17 protein-coding genes and 1 pseudogene are annotated in these 25,127 nt (G+C 46.8%); 12 read left to right on the top strand and 6 right to left on the bottom strand.

Annotated elements, in window-relative coordinates; translation table 11 throughout:
- Window position 1 precedes the first annotated feature (1 nt).
- From KOE27_RS26275 to KOE27_RS26265, 3 genes are all read right to left on the bottom strand, one after another.
- Window positions 2-766 (bottom strand): LytR/AlgR family response regulator transcription factor, encoded by a 765-nt coding sequence (locus tag KOE27_RS26275; protein WP_215241845.1) that lies wholly within the window; start codon window positions 764-766, stop codon window positions 2-4.
- Between the two features lie 44 nt (window positions 767-810).
- Window positions 811-1,839, bottom strand: a complete 1,029-nt coding sequence (locus tag KOE27_RS26270) for a sensor histidine kinase (protein WP_215241844.1) — start codon at window positions 1,837-1,839, stop codon at window positions 811-813.
- 80 nt (window positions 1,840-1,919) lie between these two features.
- The gene (locus KOE27_RS26265) at window positions 1,920-2,870 is read right to left on the bottom strand and encodes a fasciclin domain-containing protein (protein ID WP_215241843.1); all 951 of its coding nucleotides are present in this window, start codon (window positions 2,868-2,870) and stop codon (window positions 1,920-1,922) included.
- Between the two features lie 475 nt (window positions 2,871-3,345).
- On the opposite strand from KOE27_RS26265, the gene KOE27_RS26260 reads away from it, so the two are divergent.
- The 9 genes from KOE27_RS26260 to KOE27_RS26220 all read left to right on the top strand — a co-directional run bounded on the left by KOE27_RS26260 (window position 3,346) and on the right by KOE27_RS26220 (window position 12,335).
- Complete coding sequence (locus KOE27_RS26260) at window positions 3,346-3,774, top strand: hypothetical protein (protein ID WP_215241842.1); 429 nt, start codon at window positions 3,346-3,348, stop codon at window positions 3,772-3,774.
- A 129-nt stretch (window positions 3,775-3,903) separates the two neighbouring features.
- On the top strand, window positions 3,904-4,959 hold the full coding sequence (locus KOE27_RS26255) for a tetratricopeptide repeat protein (RefSeq protein ID WP_215241841.1): 1,056 nt from the start codon (window positions 3,904-3,906) through the stop codon (window positions 4,957-4,959).
- Between the two features lie 72 nt (window positions 4,960-5,031).
- Window positions 5,032-6,033 carry a hypothetical protein gene (locus KOE27_RS26250; RefSeq protein ID WP_215241840.1) on the top strand — a complete coding sequence of 334 codons (1,002 nt, stop codon included), beginning with the start codon at window positions 5,032-5,034 and terminating at the stop codon, window positions 6,031-6,033.
- A 247-nt stretch (window positions 6,034-6,280) separates the two neighbouring features.
- The gene (locus KOE27_RS26245; protein ID WP_215241839.1) at window positions 6,281-7,600 is read left to right on the top strand and encodes a TolC family protein; all 1,320 of its coding nucleotides are present in this window, start codon (window positions 6,281-6,283) and stop codon (window positions 7,598-7,600) included.
- A gap of 11 nt (window positions 7,601-7,611) precedes the next feature.
- The gene (locus KOE27_RS26240; protein ID WP_215241838.1) at window positions 7,612-8,739 is read left to right on the top strand and encodes an efflux RND transporter periplasmic adaptor subunit; all 1,128 of its coding nucleotides are present in this window, start codon (window positions 7,612-7,614) and stop codon (window positions 8,737-8,739) included.
- 32 nt (window positions 8,740-8,771) lie between these two features.
- A complete protein-coding gene (locus KOE27_RS26235; protein ID WP_215241837.1) occupies window positions 8,772-9,467 on the top strand; it encodes an acyloxyacyl hydrolase in 696 nt (231 codons plus the stop codon).
- A 9-nt stretch (window positions 9,468-9,476) separates the two neighbouring features.
- Window positions 9,477-10,718, top strand: coding sequence for an ABC transporter permease (locus KOE27_RS26230; RefSeq protein WP_215241836.1), 1,242 nt, complete (start codon window positions 9,477-9,479; stop codon window positions 10,716-10,718).
- Between the two features lie 18 nt (window positions 10,719-10,736).
- Window positions 10,737-11,411, top strand: coding sequence for an ABC transporter ATP-binding protein (locus tag KOE27_RS26225; RefSeq protein WP_215241835.1), 675 nt, complete (start codon window positions 10,737-10,739; stop codon window positions 11,409-11,411).
- 36 nt (window positions 11,412-11,447) lie between these two features.
- Window positions 11,448-12,335: a DUF6268 family outer membrane beta-barrel protein gene (locus tag KOE27_RS26220; RefSeq protein WP_215241834.1), complete on the top strand. Its 888-nt coding sequence runs from the start codon at window positions 11,448-11,450 to the stop codon at window positions 12,333-12,335.
- Window positions 12,336-12,411: 76 nt separating this feature from the next.
- Here the strand turns inward: KOE27_RS26220 and KOE27_RS26215 are convergent, their stop codons facing one another.
- Together KOE27_RS26215 and KOE27_RS26210 are read right to left on the bottom strand one after the other, a co-directional pair.
- Window positions 12,412-14,073: a T9SS type A sorting domain-containing protein gene (locus KOE27_RS26215; RefSeq protein ID WP_215241833.1), complete on the bottom strand. Its 1,662-nt coding sequence runs from the start codon at window positions 14,071-14,073 to the stop codon at window positions 12,412-12,414.
- Window positions 14,074-14,261: 188 nt separating this feature from the next.
- On the bottom strand, window positions 14,262-18,284 hold the full coding sequence (locus tag KOE27_RS26210; RefSeq protein ID WP_215241832.1) for a hybrid sensor histidine kinase/response regulator transcription factor: 4,023 nt from the start codon (window positions 18,282-18,284) through the stop codon (window positions 14,262-14,264).
- A gap of 247 nt (window positions 18,285-18,531) precedes the next feature.
- Between KOE27_RS26210 and KOE27_RS26205 the strand changes: the two genes are divergently transcribed.
- The 3 genes and pseudogenes from KOE27_RS26205 to tnpA all read left to right on the top strand — a co-directional run bounded on the left by KOE27_RS26205 (window position 18,532) and on the right by tnpA (window position 21,608).
- Window positions 18,532-19,395: an AraC family transcriptional regulator gene (locus KOE27_RS26205; protein ID WP_215241831.1), complete on the top strand. Its 864-nt coding sequence runs from the start codon at window positions 18,532-18,534 to the stop codon at window positions 19,393-19,395.
- Between the two features lie 77 nt (window positions 19,396-19,472).
- A complete protein-coding gene (locus KOE27_RS26200) occupies window positions 19,473-20,960 on the top strand; it encodes an MFS transporter (RefSeq protein WP_215241830.1) in 1,488 nt (495 codons plus the stop codon).
- Between the two features lie 215 nt (window positions 20,961-21,175).
- Window positions 21,176-21,608, top strand: a pseudogene (tnpA, locus tag KOE27_RS26195) (IS200/IS605 family transposase).
- 1,071 nt (window positions 21,609-22,679) lie between these two features.
- On the opposite strand, the gene KOE27_RS26190 reads toward tnpA, so the two are convergent.
- Window positions 22,680-25,094 carry a sensor histidine kinase gene (locus KOE27_RS26190; RefSeq protein WP_255574041.1) on the bottom strand — a complete coding sequence of 805 codons (2,415 nt, stop codon included), beginning with the start codon at window positions 25,092-25,094 and terminating at the stop codon, window positions 22,680-22,682.
- Window positions 25,095-25,127: the final 33 nt, after the last annotated feature.

Raw genomic sequence — 25,127 nt, 5'->3', positions numbered from 1 at the left:
TTTAATTATCCAGCCAGTTTTTGAATTCCTGGCTTTTGTATTTGCTTACATAAACATCCTGTGAAAAGGCTGGTGATAAAAAAACCTGTAAACGTGAGCTGAGCAGGGTCTTTATTTTCTGAATTGATTCAATACGGGCAATAATTTTTCGGTTGATTCTGAAAAACACGGCAGGGTCCAGTACTTCCTCTAGGCTTTCAAGGTTACTTTCCATCAGGTATTTTTTCCCGTCCGTAGTAACCATGAAGACTACTTTATCATCAGCATAGAAATAGGCCACATCTTCTACATTTTTGAAATATATGGCATCAGCATACCTGACCAAAAACCTTCCCTTGTACTTTTTGGTCAATTGTTCCATCGTGGAGCGAAGCTGCTCAACGTCGGTTACGGAGAGAATCCGCCGATCCTGCAGAAGGCTGTGATATTTGTCCATCGCACGGCAGAGCTCTTTCTTATCCAGTGGCTTGAGCAGATAGTCAATGCTGTTGATCTTGAAAGCCTGAAGGGCATATTGATCATAAGCGGTTGTAAAAATCACCGGGCTCCTGACGGACACCTGCTCAAAAAGATCAAAACATAGTCCGTCAGCCAAATGGATATCAAGCAGCATCAGGTCGGGTTCCGGATGCTCGTTCAGCCAGATTACCGCCTCCTCGATCGAGTCAAGTACTTCCAGAATCTCGATTTCCGGATCATATTCGGCTAATAGTTGGGAAGCTCTCTGGGCAGAGAGCGATTCATCTTCCAGGATGAGTATCTTCATTGTAAAGGGTTTATATTCAGAGCTATTCCTGACGTATTTCAGTATTACGACTGAAGACGTATGAGCGGAATGGTAACACAAAAATACTTGTCATCATGTTCAATATTTACCCCGTGGTGTCCCAGAAAATCATAGCGCTTCACAATGTTGGTCAGGCCTAACTGAGTAGACTGCGTGTCATTGATAGCCCTTTTCTGCAGATTGTTGCGCACCGTAATCGATTCGTCATTACGACAAAAAATTTCGATATTCAGGGGTTTGCTTTTCGAGATAATGTTGTGCTTGACAGCATTTTCCACGAGCATTTGAAGAGATACCGGGAGTATATAGGCTGAAAGACAGCCTTCAGAAACATCAATGGCGACATTTAAACCTGAATTAAAACGTGTCTTTAGCAGGTAAAGGTACGACTGAATAAATTCGATTTCTTCGGCAAGGTGTGTCAGTTCTTTTTCGTCGCTTCTCAGAATGTAGCGGTACACGTTTGAAAATTGCCTTACAAACTCCACCGATGCATTGGCATCCTGACTGATTAATGCGCTGAGCACACTGAGATTATTAAACAAGAAATGCGGGTTTACCTGATTTCTAAGGGACTGCAGCTGCGCCTGGCTGCTGATCCTCTTATATGTTTCCAGCTCCTGGTGGCTTTGCTCGAGCTTTTGCATATACAAGAAAATAATGTGTATGGTATTCAAAAACAGATTGATGCGAAAACAAAACATCGCAAACAGCTTCAATGGAAGAATCCATCCGTGCCAGTCGCCCGGCAAAGTGAAGTAAGCCGTCGAAACACCCAGCAGTAACGAACAGGTGGCGGTAATGACCAGACTTCCGGCAAAATTGTAACAAATCCTCAACCAAAAATGGGTGATATCCTGTCTGGCGAGCCATCCGTCCCAGATTCGGTTCCCTTCCCAGATAGCTGATGTGACAACCAGAAACAGAAGAAATATGATCCAGTTGTCTACACCCACATGGTAATAGTCAAAGGTTTCTACGAGCAGCGTATTCACGAACGAATACGCGCCAAGTAAAAGCATGAAGCCGAACCGGTACCGGATATGAAACATCGTCTTTTAGCAATTTTGGACCTTCCATAAAAAGATCGGCAACCGGCTAAGGTCACCGATCTTTTTATGGATTGTTAAAGTTAAGGCATTAAAACCTTATTGATCACATGCACCACCCCATTTGTAGCAAGGATATTTGCCGCAGTAATGGTGGACGCTCCGCTGGTTTTGCCAATGACCTTTGCGCCGCCGGCAAGATCGAAGGTTAGTGTCGCGCTCGTATTCGCTGTTGCCACAGGGCCTGATACATTCGGCAGATCAGTAGAGAAAACGCGGCTTGGGATCACATGATAAAGCAGGACGTTGGTCAGCAGTGCACGGTTGGATGCCATTAGCAGTGTAGCCTTCGGTGTTGTTTTATACAACTCTCTGAACGCAGCATTGGTTGGAGCAAAGACCGTCAGCCCGCTTGAAGCGGATGAAAGTGCAGCAGCCACGGCCGGATCTGCAGCCAGAACGAGCGAAACAAGTTCTGAAAAACTAGTATCTGCCTGGGCAATCTCCACCAGCGATTTGGTAGGAGGGATGATCACATTATCAATTACGTGCACAATTCCATTTGAAGCGGAGACGTCCGTTGCGATCACTTTGATGTTACCATTGATAAAAACACCGTCCGCATTTTTCGACAAATAGATGTCATTCTGTGCGTTCACCGTTTTCACAGTTCCGCTTTTCACATCAGCAGCCTTGACTGAACCGCTTACTACGTGCGAGTTCAGAATGGGTGTCAGGGCATCCTTATTTAAGTTGTTAAGACTAGTGATGCCTGCCTTTGTAAAGGCTGCATTGTTTGGTGCGAAGACAGTAAAAGGACCGGCTCCCTGAAGTGTTGGCACAAGTTCGGCTTTGGTAAGCGCCGCAACAAGTGTAGAGAACTGAGGATCGGCAGCGGCTACGGCCGTTATATCTGCTTTTACCGGCTCTACGGTCTTATCGTCGTCATCGTCCTTACAGGCAGAAATAGAAAATGCCACGAAGGCGGCGAAGATACATTGCTTCAGAATTCCGGGATTTGGTAAGATGCTCATGATTTAAAACGATTAATAGTTTGAAAATTGGTTACACTTGTAAGCATAACCTACACCACCCATCGCTGCGTTCTGGCAAAGGAGTGAACGGCAGTATTTCAAGAGCGAGAAGCAAATTTGACTAAATCAACGGGTATTTTACGTTCTCACCGGCCCCCGCCTGGGTTTGTTCCAACGCAACCTTTCGGTATCGTATTTGCCAGATAGTCGTTCTTTAGGTTTCAATGGTGAAGAATCTGAAATGATGAGACCTGAATCCTCGTAGCCACAGGGATTTGTGCGCGCTCTTTACGCTCCAGATGTGACATGCAGTTCGGAAAGAAATTATGGGTGTTGGGAAAGAAGTCTATGAAACTAAACAGTCGGGCTCAGCAGCACATTTGAAATAGGACTAAATTGGACTAATCACGTCCAGCAAAAATCTCCTGCGATGAAGTTCTTCATTCAGTGTAGTGAAATAACAAAATATTTCTCGATGAAATTTATACTTTTAACCCTCCTGCTTTCTGTCACCATCACGCTGACTGCTGTTGGGCAATCCAACTATGCCGATCAATTTGTGAGTGTTCGCGACCTGGAGAAACTGATTACCTTTGAAAAGTCAGAACTATCGGACTATCTCTTAAAAAACGAATTTATATTCGATAGGGATAAAGAGCATTTCATACGCGACAATGAAGATGATTTTATATTAATCACCTTTTCACCCTCCAGATACCGGAAACTTACCTTTCAAAACATTACTGAGGAAAGATACTTAAAAATCAAGAATTCCCTGGCGGCACAGGGTTATACCTATTTACACCCGGCAGGCTCCGAAGCGCACTACCAAAAGGGGAGGTATTCCATTAGGATCATTACCGAAGAAGTTGCAGGATATTTATTTGAATTGGTTATGAAATGAATTTGAAAGAATTAAAAATCTTATAACATAAAATCACACCACATCTTCATAACATTAATCATCAATACAAAAAATAAAGCTTGCGATAAGCAAAAAATAAATAGAGAAATAAGAAAAATATTGAAATAAATGAAAATCAGTGGAATTATTTTATGTCTGATCTTTTTTATTGGAATCACGAAAGCTTTTGCTCAGAAAGACGACGACGAAACCATATTAAATTTCTGGAACGATAAGATCCTAAAAGAGCCTGGTGATGCAAAAAATTACAATCATCGGAGTCTGTCCTATTTGACTAAAAAGGACTACAAAAGGGCTATGGCTGATCTAAATATTTCCATCAGGTTGGATAACAAATTTATCACGGCTTATGTGTGGAGGGGTTTATGTCATAAAGAGTTGGGTGAATATACCTTATCATTACAAGATTTGACCCATGCTATTCAAAATAAAAGTAAACTCTATGAAGAGGACAACGAGATGGTTTATAACGCTTACTTATTCAGAACTCAACTCTATGCGCATAAACTAGATAAATATGACTTGGGTATCATTGATTGTAATGCCATGATAAAAATAAAACCTACGGATCCGACTGCTTACAAATACCGGGGGATTTGTTATTATCGTAAGAACGAATTCCATTTGTCCGTTAGGGATTTTGAAACAAGTTTACGATATGAGCCAACTGATGCAGATGCGATGTCATGGTTAAGGAAAGCGGTGAGCAGTCGCCCGTTGGGAGCTACCGCAGGCCCATACACCATTGAAGAGATAGAAAAACTAGTCTGTATGGACCACACGCAGCGTATGGCCTATTTTGAAGCAAATGGTTTTATAGATGATAATCTGGATGGCGAGAGATATGTAGGAGGAGGGGAGGAGTACCTCATTCATGTCGATCATGATAATAAAAATGCGCAATTCTTAACTATCGAAACGAAAAATCAAAGGCGAATAAATGGCATAGCCAGATCATTGTTTAATTCCGGTTACCGGGCTGACGTCATAGAAGAAGGAGTTCAGTGGTACGTCAATTCAGATAAAAAAACCGAGGTAGGAATCGGAAAACACAAGCCTGATGATATTTTGGAATACATCTCTGGGGATATCTTTGTTAATTTTGATGACATTGAAAATTTGAAAAGGAAAAGACGTTTAGCAACAGTAAATTCAAAAAAATAGGTAGCACATGAGAAAAGTATTACTGCTTGTATTCCTGCATAATGCTCCGGTTTCTAATATTTATTAAAAGTGATGAAAGTACTTTTTACCCTTGTTTTTCTTAACATAGTGCAATCAAGTGTTATTGCGCAGTCCAATTCCGACTCTTTTGTTAGCATTCGGGATATGGAGAAGATATGCACCTTTGATGTGGAGAAATTGACTACTTACATGTTTAATTTAGGTTTTGAAGGCTATGAAGATAAGGGCGTTGTGGAATTCAGGCTTAAAGCCGACGGTGAAGTATTGTCCATTAAAGTACGCAGTTTTAAGGGTGTTTCTTTTTTACATTTGGTTACCAATTCGAAAGAAAGATACCTGAAGGTCAAAAATTCGCTTTCTGTTGCGGGGTTTAAGTACGCAAAAACGGAGGACGGTAACAGATTTTACACCAAAGGGGCTGATTCAATGTTTGAAACAGTGACAGTGGATGAGGACGATGAAGCGGAAACTTATCAGGTAACTTATGCTCCAAAAACAAAGTTCTCAGATAGCCGTTCGGATCAGAAACCGACCAATAAGCCAGTTGAACGAATTGCCTGTACGCATAGGACCGCCTGTAATCATAAAGTGGCGTGTTCACACACGGTGAGCTGTCAGCATAAGGTGACTTGCTCGCACACAATGAATTGCCAGCATCAGGTAACCTGTTCGCATACTGTTAATTGTCAGCACCAGGTTGCATGCTCGCATAGAGTAGATTGCCAACATAGGATGGATTGCCAGCACAAAATGGCTTGCCAGCATAGGATGAATTGTCAGCATGCCATGCAAACTCCATACGGGCTCCGGGCGCAGCATCAGTTTGATGTAGCGCACCAGTTTGACATACAACATCAGTTTGATGTACAGCACCAGTTTGACGTCCAGCATTCATTCGACGTGCAGCATCAGTTTGACTATGCCCATCAATTTGACTTACAGCATAATCTTGATTATACCCATCAGTATGACTTTCAACATAATCATGATGTACAACATAACTTTGACTACGCGCATAACGCGGACTTTGAACACGATTACGACGTCAAATAAAGGTTGTTTGTTGGTAAACCCTCCCGCCGTGGTTGGGGTACCATCGTAACATGGGCAGGGAGTTTGGGGGAGGTCAAATAATTTTAGCTGATGATGATACAGGCTAACGTTGGGTAAACAAACAATCAATAGCGTCCGTTCCCTGCCCGCCTTACTGTGTTCTTTGCCCGCTTTGGAGGGAGAACAGTTTCAGCGGCGTTGCGCACACGTCAATTTTGCAGCTGTAAAGCCAAGCAGCTTATTGACGATGATGAATATAAAACCCATACTTACACTATTTCTGATTTTTTCGTGCTATTACCACAGCCGGGCTCAGATCAGGTTTGGCTCACTGGAAGAGGTGTTCAGCTATGCGGATCAAAATGCGGTGAGTATACAAAACGCGAGGGATCAGCAGCGGGTGGCGGCCTCCAAAAACGCGGCTGCCAAAGGGGCCTTGCTTCCGGCTGTGAATGCTTCGGCCGGGTTTAATGACAACATTACCCTGCAACCTACACTGGTTCCGGCAAATCTGTTCAACCCGGCGGCACCTGCGGGCACTTTCAATGAGTATACCTTTGGCAGGCAATATCTGTACAGCACGGGCATACAGGTTAGCTGGGAGGTGCTCAATTTCCAGAAATGGTTTGATGTAAAAACCTCCCGGGCTGCACAAAAACTGAGTGAGGCTAATACCCGCAACGCACGGTTTCAGGTATATAACCAACTTGCCCAAACCTATTATTCCATTCTGTTAACCGAGAAGTACATAAGCATTGCCAGGGACAATGTTGCTGCATCGGACAGCATTTTTCGTATTGCAAAGGACAAGTATGAGGCCGGGATATTTACCCAAGAAAACCTGAACCGTAGTAAAATTCAGCATATTCAGGCCATGCAGCAGGAAAGCAGCCTTACGTCGTCCCTGGCTCAGCTCTACAACCAGTTACAGTCTCAACTGAACACCTCTGAGCCTGTCAGCCTTTTAGGCGGGCTATCTGCGCCGCAGCCTTTTGGCGGAGTAGAAGCAGGCGAAAACCTCACGCATCCCCAGGTACAGGTTCAGCAGGCGCAGCTGCAACTGAACGAGCGCCAGCTGGTCCAAAGCAAGGCGGTTTTATATCCCAGTCTCTCCATCGGCTATCAGTTCAACCGCAACTGGGCAAGCGATAAAATGTTTGACCTCTCGGCCGCCAGCAACCTGCCTCAGCAGTTCTGGGGTGTCAAGCTCAGTATCCCTGTTTTCAATGGTATGTCGGCCAGGGAAAAAATCACGCAGGCGCAAATACAGCTCCATCAGCAGCAAAGGCTATTGGATAACGAGGTTCGTGTAACCCGGGAGGAGGATGAAAACCTTGAAATTCAATACTTTCAGAGTCTGGCAGACTTAAAACAGCAGGAAGATATCCTGCGTCTTCAAAGAAGCAGTGATGCGTATACTAGTGATCGGTACAAAAGCGGCATCATTGGCCTGGACGAACGCCTCGATAAATTCCAGGACCTGCTGCTTGTCCAAAATCAGTACATGCAAAACCTCAGTAACCATTGCATCAGCGGATACAGGCGTTACCTGCGGACAAAACTTTAATATGATAATTAATGAAAGCAAAAAGCACGACATTATTTACTGCGATACTTCTGATGTGTCTCTGCGCATGCAGCGGGCAGGAGGAAACCCATCCAGTCCGGAAAACCCTGCAGCAGGCTGTTTTTGCCAGTGGTCACCTGGAACAGGAAGATGAATACGTAATTGCCGCTACGGCAGAAGGTACGATCCTGGAAATGAACATGCGCGAGGGAGATAACCTGACTGCCGGGCAAATCCTGGTCAGGATCAAAAGTGATGTAGCCAATAACCAATTGCAGGAGGCAAAGATCGTTTACAACGATGCCAGGCAAAATGCCGCACCCAGCGCACCACAGCTGTCGGAGCTACGCGCCCAGCTCGGCGTTGCAAGGGCCCAGCTCGACCAGGATCAGCTCAATTATGAGCGATATGCAGCGCTGCGTAGCAAAAATTCGGCATCGCAGCTGGAATACGAAAAGGCTGCCTTACAATATAAAACCTCAAAGGGCAACCTGCTGGCGTTGGAGAAGAATTATGGCCAGGTACAGGATGCACTGCGCCTGAATGCCGAAAAAAGTCTGCAGCAGGTGAAAACCCAGCAGGCGGTGCTGAGCGACTACGTCATCGGCACGGATAAACCGGGTGTGGTATTGGATGTACTCAAAAAGAAAGGGGAACTGGTGCGGAAAGGGGAGGTGATTGCCCGGATCGGTAGTGGCAGTTACATCATAAAACTCTTTGTTGCCGAGGACGATATTGCCGGGGTGCACGTGGGACAAAAAGCAGTAGTGCAAATGAATAACTTTCCTGACACTACTTTCACGGCGGTCATCACCAGGATATTACCCGCTTTCGACCAGACGGCACAGTCTTATTCGGTGGAAGCGGGGTTTGTAAGTACGCCGCCACTGCTGCTGTCGGGCACCCAGCTGCAGGCCAATATCATCCAGGAAGCTGCCAGGCCGGTGCTGGTGATCCCGTCGTCGGCCCTGGTAAGAGGCCAGTTTGTACAACTGCGGGACGGTACCGAGCGGGCGGTCAGGACGGGTCAGAAGGCGGGCAGTTGGGTGGAAGTCAAAGCAGGCCTCACCGAAAAGGATATCATACTTTTACCCAAAGACCAAAACAAAAAGCAGGGTACTGAATTACCCGGCAGCTGAGATGGTCCATACAAAAAATGATTGGTGTCACGATGAAAACGATAAAGGTAACCGTGTTTTTAATACTTGCCATCGGCGCGGTAGCAGGCCCGGCCTGGGCACAGTATCCTTTGGGAGACAGGTGGTACGAGAACCCGCTTGGACTTAAACCACTGAGCCTGCACACCAGTATGGGCTTTGTACTACCCGCTTTGGTTACTGGTGTCGCTTTGGTACTGACAAAAAGAGACAGCACCTTACAGCAAAAATTTAGCCTCTACACCGAAACCGGCGTTACATTCGGCTATAAATACCCGCATACGAAGGTGGCACAAAGCAACACCGGCCTTAATTTCATGCTGCGCAGGTGGCTTTCGGTGGGTACGGAGCTGAGCGCCACCTGCCCTTTCGATGACTACAACCGTACAATTGGCTTCGCTATCCGGCCTTTTGCCAGGTTGTATGCCGTTAACAAACCTGCATGGCAACTATGGTTTGAATCGGGCGGCGGGCTTGTGTATTTCACCGATCCGTTCCCTCAGCCCAACAGCAGGGATAACCGGACCGGCACATCACTGAACGGCACCACCAAATACGGTATCGGCGCTTCCGTAAGGCTGGGCCCGCGCGCAAAGCTCTTGTTCGGAGCGCGGCATCTGCATATTTCCAATGGTGATACAAAAGGCGCAGACAGAAACCCTTCGCACGACAGCAATGGCTTGTTTGCAGGATTAAGCTGGATTTTATAAAACAAAAAGATGGCAAACGTAAATACCAAAATATCCTGGGTACACCTGACCTCCAAAATACGACAGCTCGTGGTAGCGGTGCTGAGCGTCACCTTTGGCATTTCGATGTACATTTTCATGAACAGCTTTATGAATGGAGTGAACGGAGCGCAGACGGATATCACTTTCACGACCATGGCGCATATCAGGGTGTACAACGAAGTAGGAGGGGACCCTACGATACTCATTCCGTTGAACAACAGTGGCGATACGCTGCGCAGCGTGAGCAACGCCAGGCATATCAGCTATACTGAGGGGATCAGGAACGCGGACGAGGTTGTTCGGGTGCTTGAAAGGAACGAGCAGATAGTGGCCATTACCCGGCAGGTGAACCAGAACGTCTTTTTTCGGAACGGGGTCACCAAAGTGAGCGGCACGTTGTCGGGGATCGATGTTGTCAACGAGGTCAGGATGTTCAATACCGCCCAATACATGACCGAAGGAAATCTGACGGAGCTGGAAAAGCGGTCGGATGCGGTTGTGCTGGGGACGGGCCTGGCCGACAAGCTCAGTGCATCCATAGGGGATAACATTACATTGACCACGTCCGACGGCGTTACAAAAATCTTGAAAGTCATAGGGCTGATACAAACTGGTACTGGCAGCGTCGACAAGAGCCGGGCGCTGATTTCGATCAGCACCGCAAGGCAGTTGCTCTCTAAAAACAAAAGTTATGCAACGGAAGTACTAGCCAATATCCGCGATTACAACGATGCCAAAGTAGTTGCCGATGCCATTCGTCCTGATATCGAATATAAAACAGAGGCCTGGCAGGAGGGTAACGCGCAACTTGAATCGGCCAATACGCTGAGGGATATCATCGCCATTGCGGTATCGCTCACGATACTGATCGTGGCGGGTTTTGGAATTTATAACATCATGAACATGACAGTTAGTGAGAAAATGCGCGAAATAGCCATCTTGAAAGCAATGGGTTTCGATGGTAAAGACATTATACAAATTTTCTTGGTGCAGTCGGTTATCATCGGTCTGATGGGTGGTTTCATCGGCCTGCTATTTGGGTTTATTATTGCCTCCATCGTCGATCGTATTCCTTTCAAAATCGCGTCTTTTGATACCCTGCCCATTTCATACCTCCCAGTCGATTATATCCTGGCCATGGTCTTCGGGCTGATCGTCACGTTTGTAGCGGGTTATCTGCCAGCCCGTAAGGCATCCACCGTTGACCCGGTGGAAATACTCAGAGGATAATTATCTAATCAACAGCAAATGAACGCAGCACTTTCCGCAAGGGGCATCAGCAAATATTTTCACGAACCGGAAACTTTCCAGGTTTTGAAGGAAGTGGGTTTTGACGTGGCAAAAGGGGAGTTTGTCGCGATCGTTGGCAAGTCTGGCTCCGGCAAATCAACACTCTTGTACCTGCTCTCTACCATGGATACCGATTACCAGGGAAGCATCACGATCAATGGTACCATCGTTACAGGACTTAGTCAAAACCAGTTGTCCCGGTTCCGCAACGAACACATTGGTTTTGTGTTTCAGTTTCATTATCTGCTGCCCGAGTTCTCGGTGTTGGACAACGTGATGCTGCCTGCGCTCAAACTGGGCAAAAAGTCGAAAGAGCAGATTGAAGCAAAGGCGATGGAACTGCTGGCGATGCTGGATATTAAAGGGCATGAAAGCAAAAAGGCCTCAAAAATATCTGGCGGGCAACAGCAGCGGGTGGCCATTGCCAGAGCGCTCATCAATGAGCCGGCCATCATCATGGGAGACGAACCTACTGGCAATCTGGATTCGAAGAATACCAAAGTAGTATTCGATATCTTCCGTGAGTTGGCCAGGGAAAGGGGCCAAACGATCATTGCCGTTACCCACGATGACGAATTCGCCGCTAACTGCGACCGGATTATTGAGATGGTGGATGGAAAAATAATGCCATGAGCAAACCATGACCAACCGTATCTGCTGAGAAAGGCTATGCTGAAAAATCTGTTTCACTGCTTGCAGCTCCTGCTTTTGGCCAGCGCAGTGCTGGCCCAGGACCGGGATCTGGCCACTGTTCATTATGCAGTGGCAGGGATGAAATATAACGATACTACGGCTCACACCGCGCAGCTGGATGTTAAGCTACGTATTCCCCTTTACCAAAAGAAGAAGATTGTCGCCGGGGCGACACTTGGATATAAACAGGTGAACCTGTTTAATTTACCTGCCGATTATGCCAACCCCTTGTATGGATTTACATGTCAGGGCGCCTGGCTTTACAAAGTTACGCCCCGGCGAAGTCTGGCACTTTTTGTACAGGCGGGTTTGTTTACGGATGTGAAGGACATCAGCGGCAAGGATTTTCGGTACAGTGCAGGGTTCAGATACCGGCTGAAGCATTCCGAAAAACTGAGCACCGGCTGGGGATTGGCTTATTCCAGGCAGTTTTTTGGAAATCAGTTGGTACCCTTTATCGATGTGGATTACCGCCCCAGTGAGCAGTGGAGTATCAGCGGACAGTTTCCCGTCAAGCCCAAAATATTGTACCGGTTCACCAGGAAATTAAGTATCGGGCTGGAACTGAACGGTGAAGCCGCCAGCTACCGGTTGTCTGCCGCAGCCAGGGAAAACGAGTTTATCCAGATCAACCAATGGACTGGCCTCTCCCGGCTGGAATACCAATTTGCCAATGCCTGGCAGCTTTATTTTGGTATAGGGAGGAGCCTTAAACAAAGCTATAAACTGTTTGACGACGCCTCCCAGACGCGCTGGACAATCATCACGGTCCCCATCGGAGACAAGCCCAGCCCCCAACGGAAAATTGATAGCGCAGGCTTGTATCTGCAATTAGGGATTTCATTTGGTTTATCGGGTAATTAAGAAACGTTTGTATGCGAGGCTATTCACTGTTTTGCCTCGCATACAAACACATCTTATCCAGTTATTCCTACAAAACCTACTGACGGATCAGCTTTCTGGAGATACTTGATTTTCTGTTTTGGAATTGCACAATGTTCATGCCTTCGGCAAGGGGGGGGAGCTCCAATTTATTCATGCCTTTCTGTAAATTCCGACTCTCGGTACCGATCACTTTTCCATTGGTATCCAACACCCGGATCTGCCAGGTTTCGGCAGCATCGGCATACACATCGACAAACACTTTTCCGCTCGATGGGTTAGGATAGAAGCTGCCGACAACATTGTTTTCAACGGAATTAAGTACAGAAATGATTTTAGAAAACTGATAGCTGCCATCCAGGTCCACCATTTTCAGACGATAGTAATTCATGCCGGCAGTATGGCTGTCCACAAACTGATAGGCCTTCAGGGCGCTGCCGGTTGCAGAGGTGGCGGTTACCGAGCCAATGGATTCAAAACTGCGTGCATCCGATGAGCGCTGAATTTCGAAATGCTTAAAGTTCTGTTCATCTGCTGTAAGCCAGGTAAGCGTGTTTTGATTGTTCCCTGTACTTTTTCCCGAAAACTGAACCAGCGTAACAGGGAGTGCTACCATTTCGTACACGAAGGGAACGGTGTACGTGCAGGCATCGTCGCCGGTCGCAATCTTCGCGTAAAGTGTAACATCTCCCGGGTCCAGGTCGGAGGGTGAAAACGTATCGGGTGCCGTAAATGTCCCGGCCGACGTGGTGGCGTCTTCGTCGGTATATATACCCTCTATAGAAAAAGTATTGGACGTCCCGACCTGAGCGATGGGATCCGTTTTGTCGTCAATAATGATACCATTGTTAGTAATCATTCCACCTCCTGTTGTGCTCAGCTCGTTGTATTTAAATACGCCATTGTTGGTGATAGTTCCGGAATTATTCACCAGCCGGGAGACTTGGATAAGCCCCTCGTTTACGATCGTACCCGTATTTTCCAGGTTGTTGTTCTCCGTATTTTCCAGGATTATTTTGCCACAGGAAAGATTGTTGAGCGTGGCATCCAAAGCTAAATTTAAGCCGCGCCCCGTGCTGAGTTTAACTATTCCACTGTTCGACAATGTGCCTTCCAAGAGATCAAGTGTGCGGTAAGTGGCTGACATATTTATTACACCACTGTTGGAAATGTTTGTTACGCCGTTGTTTTGATACATTCCGGAAAAAGTGCCATTAGTATTAATAATCCCGGTTGCCTGGTTGGTAATTTGGCTGGCATCTGAAAACTGAATTCCGTCCTCGCCGTCTGTGTTAACGATTCCCGAATTGGTCATGGTTCCTGCCTCGAACACGATGCCAACAGCTCCCCCATCAGCGGCGTCAGGCATCTGAACGGTGATGGTACCGTTGTTGATTAATTCGGATTCTCTTATTTCTATTCCGTTAAAATAAGTCACTCGTTCAGCATTTGTTACGGTGAGTGAGGCGCCGGTTTCAATGGTTAAGGTAGCGCCCGACTTCAGAAAAACGCGAAATGCATAGGCGACTATACCGTCGGATATGACAGGGTCAATGGTGGGATTTTCAATCGTCAGTATATCGTTGATATCCGGAATTCCACTTGGCGACCAGTTGGAGGCTGTTGCCCAATCTGAGGTGGTTCCTATCCAGGTCCGGTCAATAGCTGACGCAGTGGAAACCGTAAAAGTGGCAAGCAGTAAGTAAAGGTACTTTTTCATTCATAACGTCGTTTGTTTCTGTCGGTAAAGTTGTAACCTTCGGTCATTAATTTTTTAACCCTAAAACGACATTCTTTTGCTCATTTTGGACAAATGAGCAACTTTTCCATTCCCAGGGGCAGTTTTGTAACCAGCGTATCCAGGTCTTTCGGCCACGCCGGGATATTTCTATGCCGGGCTGAAAAGGATCAGGGCGCCCACTCGGAAGGCTTTTTGCCAAACTTTTCCTGAAACACTTTCGAGAAGTAGGACAGGCTTTCGAAGCCCACCAGATAAGCGATTTCGGAAACGGATCCTGTCTGGTTCCGAAGCAATACCGCCGCTTTCTCGAGCCTGTAATTTCGTAGGTATTCGATACCCGTCTGGCCGGTCAGGGCCTTGAGTTTTCGCCTTAGCTGAACGGTCGTAATTCCCATTTCGGCGGCGAATCGCTCCATCGAAAATGCGCTTTCTGAAAGATTATCGTCCAGGACATTATTGGCCTTCTGTAAAAAGGGGTCTACCATTGTCTCACCCTGCTCAGGAGCGGCAGGAGCGCCATGGCTGTACTTTTGTTGCAGGAGCTGGCGCTGCCGCAGCAAATTTTCTACCCGAATCATTAGTTCATCCGTGTCAAAAGGTTTGGCAAGGTAGTCGTCGGCACCGAGTTTCAAGCCTTCCAGCCGGCTTTCGAGGGTAGCTTTTGCCGTGAGCAGAATAACCGGGATGTGATCCGTTCGCAGATCGGTTTTCAGGGTCTTGCAAAGCTCCAGCCCATCCATGCGCGGCATCATCAAATCACTGATGATCATATCAGGGACCTGGGCGATGGCCACTGCAAGGCCTTGCTCACCATCCTGTGCTTCTTCAATACGATAGGTTCCTTCAAAAATACTCCGTACAAATTTCCGGAGATCGAGGTTGTCTTCTACAATCAGCAGCACAGGGAGTTCGTCGCTGTTTTCCCGGGCAGGCTGTTCTGTTGGAGGGGTATGTGCTTCCTGCATCATCGGAAGGGAAGTACTTTGGGGGGCGTCTGTAACGATATGGTCGGCCCAGCTCGCAAGATCACAAGGCAGATGTACCGTAAACCTGCTCCCCTTGCCAGGAGTACTTTGCACGTCAATCGTACCGCGCAGCGAATGAACGAGCTCCTTGACAAGCGCAAGACCGATACCCGTTCCTTCGTAGTGACGGTGCTGGCCTTCGTCAGCCTGGTAGAAGCGGTCGAATATCCGTGGCAACCGTGCCGGGTCAATACCGATCCCGTTATCACTTACGATGATGTAAAACGAGGAAACCGAACCATCGCCCAACCGGTACTGGTAGCTTACGTCTACGCTGATCTGCTCGTTCTCAGGCGTAAATTTAAAAGCATTGGACAACAGGTTGGTTACGATTTTTTCCACCTTATCGCTATCGAAATAGGCTAACTGGATGGATGGCCGAACCATGCTCACAAAATTAATTTGCTTGCTTTGGGCAATGGATTCGAAGGAGGCACAGAGGTAGGTCAGAAACCGTGAAAGATCGGCACCTTGTATTTTGGGCTCCATTTTGCCTGCTTCCAGTTTGGACAAATCAAGCAACTGATTGATGAGCGTCTGTAAGCGGAACAGGTTCCGCTGCATCGTCGGGATCAGCTTTTCGTCGGGATTTTTCTTTTGGAGCTGGGCAAGCGGTCCCATCAGCAGCGTCAGTGGCGTCCGGAACTCGTGCGAAATGTTGGCGAAAAAGTTCGTTTTGATTGTATCTAGTTCGGCGAGTCGCGAGGCCTCCTTGTCTTTGTATAAAAGCTGCTCCTGCAAGCGCACCCGTTTGAGCTGGCTCTGGTGCCATCGGTACCATAAACAAGCCAGCGCGACGAAGTATACCAGATAGGCCCACCAGGTTTTGTAAAAAGGAGGATAAATACGAATGTTTAGTGCCGTTGGTTTGCTCCATACCTGGCCGTTGGTAGTGCCCATTACCTGGAAAGTATACCTGCCTTCGGGAAGCTGCGCATAGTTGGCGAAGTGACTGGTACCGGCTTCGACCCAATCCTGATCGATCCCTTCGAGCTGATAACGATAGCGGTTCTTAACCGGATTGGTAAAATCCATCACGGCAAATTCCAGCGTAATCTGATTCTGATCGTGCGAAAGATCCAGCTCTGTCACATATCCCAATGCCTGAGCCAGCAATTTGCTTTCGTCTCCCGTTTCGATTTCCTTGTTGTTGATTTTTAAGCCAACTAATTTTGTAAAAGGCGGCTTGGTGTTACCGACAATAGCGGAAGGACGAAAAATGTTGATACCCTTGATCCCTCCGAAGAGGAGTTCTCCACCCGGGCCTTTGAAGTAAGCGTTGGTGTTGAACTCGTCATCCTGTAGCCCGTCGGATTTGTTGAAATTCGTAAAAATTAGCGTTGTAGGATTTAAGGACGAAAGGCCACGGTTGGTACTCAGCCACAGATTATTATCATCTCCCCGCAAAATACCATAAACCACTTTGTTGGGTAACCCCTGGCTTTCTGTAAAGTGTTCAAATTTTCCAGTCTTCTTATCAAGTCGTTCCAGCCCGCCACCTTTGGTACCCACCCATAGATATTTGGCAGGCTGTAGGGGATCGTTGATGATCGCCGAAACAAAGTCGTTACTCAGGCTTTGCCGGTCGGTGGCGCTATTTTTATAAATGGAAAAAACAGGCTTGCTCTGAAACTTTTCCGCGCGGATCAGCCCCTTCTGTGTACCGATCCACATCGTTGTTCCATCCTGATACATACAGAAATTTTCCACCACCGACCCGCTTACGGGCAGAAGCGAACGATAGGTATAGGTAGTAAAGGTTTCCGATGCAGGGTTGAATCTCAAAAGCGCGCCATTGGAGAGCCCCATCCAGAGCAAACCTTTTTCGTCTTCGTGCATTTTCAGGGTGAAATTCTTTTCATTTACGAAGGGAAGTAGGTATTTCTTCATCATTTTCAGGTCTTCCGATAACCTGACGAGCCAGGTCTCTGATTTTGTATCGCTGGAAATAATCATCCATATATTTCGCTGGCGATCCTGACAAATGGCATGGTGGCGAACAGTCGGACCGCTGATCCATGAGGGTAAACGCTCAAAGGAATTGTTGACTTGATCAAGTTTGTAGATCTGATAGGCAGGATTGTAATTGGCATGAAAATATACATCCCCCTTCAAATCCTGAAAAAGTGCAGCCGGTGACTTCGACGGCAGAAAGGACTTGAACTGCTTCACGCGCGGGTTGAATTTCAGCAGACCATATCCTTTGGTAGAGGCCCATAAATTGCCCCGGCTATCCTTGAAAACATGATTTACCGAATGCATGTCCCGAGGCAGTGCGAGGTAAGCATTGCGGACCGTGAGGCTATCGAGCTTCAGGAGTTCATCCGGTTTGAACAGCCAGATAAATTCCTGGTTGCAGATGGCGATGGTACCGTCGGCAAACTGGTTGGCGGCACTTATTCCACCTTTGGGGAAGGAGATCGTTTTGATATGCTTATTTTTCCAGCAAACAATGCTATCCTGCCCAACGCCCCAAAAACGACCGGCCCGATCTTCTATGATGATATAGGACGAAAACCCCTGAAAAATATCGGATGCCAGGGGCTGTCGCTTCTCCGGCGGATAAAGATTGGCAGAAAACAGATAACCAATGGCATGATGGTCGTATCTGAAGCGTCCGTCAGGCACACCTTCCTGTGCGGACGATACCGGCTTTACCAGGCTCGTGAAATCAGCCTGGCTGGGAAATGATGGCAGGGATGATACTTTGTAAACTTTGCCTGGCTTATCGGATATCAGCCAAATGCTGCCATCGCTAGCTTCCTTGATGAATATGATACCGTAGTTACCCGCATTTTTCTGGTCCTCGTCGCTGACACCTGCATGATAGAATCGCTGGGTTTTAGGATCAAAGAGGTTGACACCGTCCTTTTCCGTACCAATCCAGATTCTTCCCTTGCTATCCTGGAAAAGAGCGGTACAGATGTTGCCGGAAATGCTGTTCGCACTGTAAGGATCGTGTGTGAAAACCTTAAAATTGTAACCATCATAACGATTCAGTCCGTCTTTTGTCGCAAACCACATAAAACCTTCCCTGTCTTCGAGCAAGTCATACACCATTCCCTGGGATAACCCCTCGGATATGGTGATCGGCTGCCAGAGATTTTCCTGGCCTGCGCAAATGAGTGAGATGAATTGTAGTAACAGGAGTAGTCGGGCTATCATCGGCTAATTTTTGGGTAGTAGTACCGGTACTCAATACACTTTTTACTCATTTTGTACTACGCTCCAGCGGCAAAATTATCAATATAACCGGATATATACTTATGCAGATCGTGTTTGACCCTTTGCTATTGTCCAACGCGATGACTTGCATATGAAGGTTTTTAACATATCTAAATAATTAAATACGCTATTAAAGAAGCAGTTCCGGTTTAACTAAATTTGCAAGGTGTAAGCTATCCCGACTATAATGCAGAAGATCCCTGTCAGAAATATTAAATCCAGTATAAAAGAACCCGATGTTTCGGGAAAATACGTTGTCTGGGATTTAAGTGAACTGCTGTCTGGCAGCGATATGAAGCAGGAGCTTCATCGGCACAGTTTCTATTTCATTCTTATTCTGGAGAAGGGTTCAGGTACCCATATTGTTGATTTTACTTCATACCCTGTTACCGACGGCAGCATTTATATCATGCGTCCGGGACAAGTCCACGAACTATTGCTTCAATCGGACTGTAAAGGTTATCTGTTGCAGTTTACGGACGACTTTTTTTTAGATTACGACGCAACTGCCCAACAGATATTAAAAAAAATCAGCCGACAAAATCAGTATTTGCCTGATCCGGCAGGTTCCGAAAGGATACTGTCATTCATGAAGGCCGTATTGCTGGAACATCAGGAAAAGAGAGATAAATATCAATATGCCATACAGGTAAATTTGCAGCTGTTTTTTGTAGAGTTATTAAGGCAAAGGTATGTTCCTGAAGCTATCCCCGACGAGAAAGCCTCCTACCAGCTGGAACGTCTGGAAGAATTTCGGGAGCTGGTGGCCGAAAACGTTTCGGACCGCAAACATGTACTTTGGTATGCAGAAAGAATGAACCTGTCTGCCTATCAATTAAATACCATTACCAAAAAGATGCTGGGTAAAACCAGCTCAGAGGTGATTGACGACTATATTCTACTCGAAGCAAAACGTTATCTTTTGGCAACCACCAACCAGGTTAACCAGATATCCTGGCACCTGGGTTATGAAGATGTTTCCTATTTTATCCGCTTTTTCAAAAAGCATACCGGCTATTCCCCGGAAATTTTCAGGAATCTCTTTAAATAAGTCCAACACTATTTGATTTTTGTCCTGTAACCAGGGTAGGGCATGCGCATACATTTGTATTCATATTTACAAAGTGTATGAAGGATAGACAAAAAAGAATGCTCACAGAACTTGCCGGTACCTTCTACATTATCGGCTTAAATGCTTTCGTAAGGTTTTTAAAAAGGACGGATGTACCTTTAAAACAGAACCAGAATATGAAAGCTAACCATACAGGACTGATGTCCGTAGTTTCGTTATCGGTCCTGCTAGCCTCACTCGGGACCAGTATTGTCAATATCGCATTGCCGTCACTCACAAGTTATTTTTCGGCCAGTTTTCAATCAGTGCAATGGATGGTGATTGCCTACCTGCTGGCTATTACTGTTTTTGTAACCATTGCAGGTAAACTGGCAGACCGGTATGGCAATAGAGAGGTTTTACTTGCAGGTATGGTTATGTATACCACCTCATCATTCCTGTCAGCTTTTGCGCAGGATATCTGGGTGCTTATCGTGCTGCGCGGATTTCAGGGACTGGGTGCAGCTGTCCTGTCAACAGTAAGTATGGCGATGGTCAAAAATAGTAAAGACAAAGTCAAAATAGGAGCGGCAATGGGACTTTTAGGAACGATGTCTGCCCTGGGAACCGCAATGGGCCCGTCACTGGGCGGGTTGCTGCTGGTCTATTTCAGTTGGCGGTCTATATTCTTTCTGCTGACATTCCTCGGAGTCCTGGCGTTAATGCTGGGTGTGCGTTTCCTTGTGGCCGAAGGACGGACGGACAGGAAAAACCAGCCCATCAATTTCGCTGCCCTTTTACTGCTTTCAGTGTCGGTTGGAACTTATGCCCTCTCCATGACAATAAGCCAAAAACGGTTCACCATTTATACTCCGGTTTTGCTGTTGCTTTCCGTGTTTGCAGGCTGGGCATTTTTCGCCATTCAGCGGCGCAGCGTAAATCCCCTGATGGATATCAGCCTGACAAACAACAAAGCGCTGATGTCCTCACTGTTTGGCAATTTCTTGATTTCCAGCATTATGATGACTACACTGATCGTTGGTCCGTTTTTCCTGTCCTTCGGACTGGGATTGAGAGAGGCAACAGTTGGCTTGCTCATGACCGCCGGGCCACTTGTTTCTATACTTACCGGCATTCCTTCCGGAAGGATTGTAGATAAAACCGGCACAAGGCTAACTATAAAGATCAGCCTGCTTTTATTGTTTGCTGGCACGCTGGTGTTGGCTTTCCTTCCGGCGGCGTGGGGATGGCAGGGTTATATTTCAGGTATTCTGTTGCTCACGCCTGGATACCAGTTGTTTCAGGCAGCCAATAATACTTCCGTAATGTCCGCCGTTGGCGACAAGCAGGGAGGCATCGTTTCGGGTATTTTAAATTTATCCCGGAATATCGGACTGGTTACAGGAGCTTCACTGATGGGCGCGTTATTTACTGTTTCAGCGCAAAATGCTCCCGGAGCGGTAAGTAAGACACATTCGATATTTTTTGGGATGCAGATTACCTTCCTTACGGCTTCGGTATTCCTCCTTTTCTTGCTGGTAAAAGTTATTTTCAAACGGGATTAAGACCACCAAAGTGGCTCCCGTCATGGTCTCTTCTATTCAGCTGGCCTGCCGCGCCAGCTGAATAGAAGAGATCGTATTTTTCTGGTACTGCCCACCACGGGAATGATAGGGATGCGCCTGACAAACCCGGTATTTATTGGTCTCAGTCGCTAGTTAAAACCATGCGCGTTCAGTGCAAGACTTGCAGTTGCTACACATTTTGTTAAATTTATTGAATGAGTAGGGAACAACGAATTAGCAGCCATACTGTTACCTGGTTGACGGTACGTAATGAGTGGGTTACCAAGTATAGGTATAAAGTTCTGACTGGCGATATTCAAATACCTTGCAGAGAGCTTGTTAATCAAATCTGTGATGCTCAGGATGTTCGTATCCTGAAAGGTGTTGTGAGCAAGGATCACATTCACATTGAGTATCAACCATCTCTTGCCCTTAGCGATCTCGTAAAAAGTCTGAAAGGTCGTACCTCCCGTCGTTTGCAGGAAGGGTATCTAGAATTGGGTAAAACGATATTGAGGGCGTCATTTCTGGGCTATTGGATACGGCGCTTGGAGTACTGGTAATGTTACAGATGAAATGGTTAATGAATATTTGGAGCATCATAGTAAGCCTCGAAATATTGATAGGGATAATATTATCCTTGAATAAAGAATTTCATTCTTTCTCTTAACCTATGGACTTTAAGTCCATAGTGGTTTAGTTATATTTTATGTCTGGAAATATAACAATAGGGGCGGCAGATGCTTGTCGGGGACATCTCAGAGAATGTGGCTTATTCAGCAGTAGTAATATCCCTTTTACTTACTGACCAATTAACCCCTCGCTGTTTACTACGGTTTTTATCTGCCCGATAACTGATCCCTTGTTACCATACCTGGCAAAGGAGAGAGCCATCCTTTCCAGGAGAAAGGATGTACGCTCAGCCATTGCCCCGTATCTTCAATTTTCTATTTTACGGTTACTTTGATAACGGAATCATTTGTCCCGGTCCATTCGGAGAGAAATAATTCATCGTTATTATTGATAGTCAAACCATAAGGACTGCGCAGTTGATTGAGCAGAACTTGCCACTTTAGGGATTTTGGATCGTATACCCACAGCGCTTTATATATTCTCATTACCACAGGTTAATCAATTATCCGTCTCATCCAAACCCTGTCACAGTTATCTGCCTGGGCGTAACCCGCGTGACTAACTCTCGGTTATATCGGTAAACCTTATTGCTGAGTGGGCTGGCTGGGCAGGCCCCGCATGAATGGTTGTCTTTGTTGTTATGTATAAACCTTTTTTCGCGTCGCCTTGCTCGGCGATTGCCGGAGCGCTGGCAGATGTGGAATGGAAGGGTTCCTCAGGTTCTGTTTCTCCGGCATCCACTAGATTTCAGTGGTTAGGGCGCGTCGGCCTTTTATCCTTATACGTTAACAGGTATCTCCGGGTCCTCGCCTCATTGACTTCATGCATATTCTTAAGCCAAAGGTCAGCTAAAAGAAAGGGCTCATCAATACCAATATCCCGGTAAATTGATACGTATTTCTACGTATGTTTTGCATCTGGCCACCCAATTTGCCAGTCGTTCGGTTCGACATTATACGGGCACGGTGCAATAACATAAAATCATGATTTTAATTACTGGTAAAGGGCTGACATCCCTTGCCAGGGTTGATCTGGAAGGTTTTCGAAGTACGCTGTGTATTCGCCGTTCATCGCGAATTTTCCGGCTTATCCTGCTACCCTGAGGTGAAATTCAGTGCCCTGCGGTCCGGATTTGCTCGTCATTTCACCTTTCAGCAACATCACACGGTTGCGGATGTTCAGTAACCCGTTGCCCTCCGGTGGGGCGGAAGTGTCAAATCCAATGCCGTTGTCCCTGTATGTGATGATGAGGGTTTCGTTCTCAAAGCGAAATTGCAGCCATACGTTCCGGGCGCCCGAATGTTTTATCGCATTCTGTAAAAGCTCCTGAACAATCCGGAAGAGATTGATTTCCAGTTGTTCTGGGAGCTTTTCGGGCATGTTCGATGAGGTAAAAAACACAGACAGGCCATTACCCATGTTAATCAGGCTCACCATATCTTCAACCGCCTTCACCAAGCCCAATTCTTTGAGGTTGCGCGGTTGCATGTCGTGGATGAGCCGCCGGATTTCATCCACCGACCCGGCCAGTAATTTCTCGGACCGGTCCTTCAAATCGCTTAAAGGAATATCTGTATCCCCAAACGCGGCGATGTACATTTTCAGGAGTGACAGATTGGCGCCGATTCCGTCGTGCAGTTCCCTCGAAAAGCGGCTCCGCTCTGCTTCCTGGGCCATGAGTGAGGCACGTATTTCTGCTTCACGCTGACGCGGCTGCTGAACGAGGCGGTAACGGAAGAGGCCGTAAATCCCGCTGGCGAGCAACAGCATAAGCAAGGACCGGGCCCACCATGTAGCCCACCAGGGTGGCAGGATCGTGATGTTTACTGTCGTGCCGATGTTGTTCCAAACTCCGTCATTATTGCTGCCGATAACCTTGAATACATAGCTGCCAGGCGGTAAATTGGTATAACTTGCTGTTCTTCTGTCGCCGGCCTGCACCCACTTGGGGTCAATGCCCTGCATTTTGTAACGATACTGGTTCTTTTTTACATTCGAAAAGTTCAGCGCTACAAACTCGAAATCAATGAAGTTTTGGTGATGCGGCAGGACAATTTCTTTGAGGTGGGGCGGGTACACACTGTCGGATATCGTTATGCCGGTCATTTTAACCGGCGGAATGAAGGTGTTGGCCCGAAGGGCGCCGGGATTAAAATAGGAGACGCCGTTGACTCCTCCAAAATACATGGTGCCATTTGCGTGTTTGTAGATACAGTTGGTGTTAAACTCATTGCTCTGCAAACCATCCGTGACATCATAGGTCTTGACTACGCCCCTTTGTTGCGAAAATTTTGCCAGGCCTTTATTGCTGCTCAACCACAGATTGCCCTCTGTATCGTTCAGAATTCCATAGACGACATCGTTGGGCAGATTAAAAGGTGCGGGAGTTGCTTCCGTGTACTGGCGGATTACTTTCAGTTGTTTCAGATCCAGCTGAAACAGCCCGCAGTCCGTTCCGATCCAAAGAGCCGTGCCTACTTCCAGAATACTGCGGATGTTTTCGCAAAACAGGCCGTTTTTCTTGTCGAAAGTGAGCAGCTGCTGGCTTGCGGGATCGTAGCGAAGTAGTCCATAACCCAATGTCCCAAGCCATACATTTTGCCGGGAATCTTCATGAATCATACGGACCGGGCGATTCGCCACTGCTTTCATGGGTGGCATGTCCTGCCAGTCTTTCCATTTCAGCGTCCGCAAATCAAAACGTTCCAATCCGCGGTGTCCTCCTATCCATGTTTCGGGAGCGCTTCTCAGCGCCTTCACTGCGTACAGGAAGTACTGGCGCCGGTCATTTTCTTTGCTGTTTGAGAAGGAAACAAAGCCCTGCCTCTCGTTGTAACGATATAATCCCTGATCGGTCGTAACAATCCACAGGTTACCGTCCGAGTCTTCGGAAATGTTATAGACTTCAAAATGCTTTCGCGAAGAGGGGCCACCCAGGTCACTTTCGAATTGATGATTGGTAGTGGAATACACCATAAGCCTGTCCGTTGTACCCAAGTATAGCTGATCCTGTTTACCGTAAATCGTAAAAATGGACCCGTTTTGCGACATATCATGGTCTTTTCGGATGGTCCTGAAAATATTCCTCGCCGGGTCATACTTATCGATACCGCTGTAACTGAGACCGATCCAGATAATACCCTGCTGATCCTGAAACAAATCCATCACATGATTCTCGCTGAGGCCATCTCTGCGCGCGTCAGTGCCTTGTATATGGGTGAAAGTGCTGCTGGAATACTTAAAAAGGGATATACCCCCGCCCTTGGTTCCCATCCATATCCTGCCCTCCCGGTCTTCCATGAAGTCGCGGATCTCGTTACTGGAAATGTCGAAACGGGTGTTTCCTTTGACATAATGTGAGATGCGGTAACCTGTCGGTGATTTTTCTATTCTAAATACCCCCTCCTGGTAGGTCCCCACCCACATGTTACCCCTTGTATCTATAAGAATGGATTGGATCCGCGACTTTGCGGAAAGGTATTTGGTGAGTTTTCTTTTGATGCCGATCGGTACGAGCGTGTCAGTTTTTGGCTC

It is taken from the genome of Dyadobacter sp. CECT 9275 (genome assembly GCF_907164905.1).
Lineage (GTDB): Bacteria > Bacteroidota > Bacteroidia > Cytophagales > Spirosomataceae > Dyadobacter > Dyadobacter helix.
Note: the sequence above shows the minus strand (reverse complement) of the source record. Positions and strands in the feature narration are given on the sequence as shown.

Coding starts and splice junctions, on each gene's coding strand:
- KOE27_RS26240 (WP_215241838.1), top strand. CDS start 7,612: ATGAAAGCAAAAAGCACGACATTATTTACTGCGATACTTCTGATGTGT.
- KOE27_RS26250 (WP_215241840.1), top strand. CDS start 5,032: ATGAAAGTACTTTTTACCCTTGTTTTTCTTAACATAGTGCAATCAAGT.
- KOE27_RS26245 (WP_215241839.1), top strand. CDS start 6,281: ATGATGAATATAAAACCCATACTTACACTATTTCTGATTTTTTCGTGC.
- KOE27_RS26230 (WP_215241836.1), top strand. CDS start 9,477: ATGGCAAACGTAAATACCAAAATATCCTGGGTACACCTGACCTCCAAA.
- KOE27_RS26275 (WP_215241845.1), bottom strand. CDS start 766: ATGAAGATACTCATCCTGGAAGATGAATCGCTCTCTGCCCAGAGAGCT.
- KOE27_RS26270 (WP_215241844.1), bottom strand. CDS start 1,839: ATGTTTCATATCCGGTACCGGTTCGGCTTCATGCTTTTACTTGGCGCG.
- KOE27_RS26205 (WP_215241831.1), top strand. CDS start 18,532: ATGCAGAAGATCCCTGTCAGAAATATTAAATCCAGTATAAAAGAACCC.
- KOE27_RS26255 (WP_215241841.1), top strand. CDS start 3,904: ATGAAAATCAGTGGAATTATTTTATGTCTGATCTTTTTTATTGGAATC.
- KOE27_RS26265 (WP_215241843.1), bottom strand. CDS start 2,870: ATGAGCATCTTACCAAATCCCGGAATTCTGAAGCAATGTATCTTCGCC.
- KOE27_RS26260 (WP_215241842.1), top strand. CDS start 3,346: ATGAAATTTATACTTTTAACCCTCCTGCTTTCTGTCACCATCACGCTG.
- KOE27_RS26235 (WP_215241837.1), top strand. CDS start 8,772: ATGAAAACGATAAAGGTAACCGTGTTTTTAATACTTGCCATCGGCGCG.
- KOE27_RS26215 (WP_215241833.1), bottom strand. CDS start 14,073: ATGAAAAAGTACCTTTACTTACTGCTTGCCACTTTTACGGTTTCCACT.
- KOE27_RS26200 (WP_215241830.1), top strand. CDS start 19,473: ATGAAGGATAGACAAAAAAGAATGCTCACAGAACTTGCCGGTACCTTC.
- KOE27_RS26225 (WP_215241835.1), top strand. CDS start 10,737: ATGAACGCAGCACTTTCCGCAAGGGGCATCAGCAAATATTTTCACGAA.
- KOE27_RS26220 (WP_215241834.1), top strand. CDS start 11,448: ATGCTGAAAAATCTGTTTCACTGCTTGCAGCTCCTGCTTTTGGCCAGC.
- KOE27_RS26210 (WP_215241832.1), bottom strand. CDS start 18,284: ATGATAGCCCGACTACTCCTGTTACTACAATTCATCTCACTCATTTGC.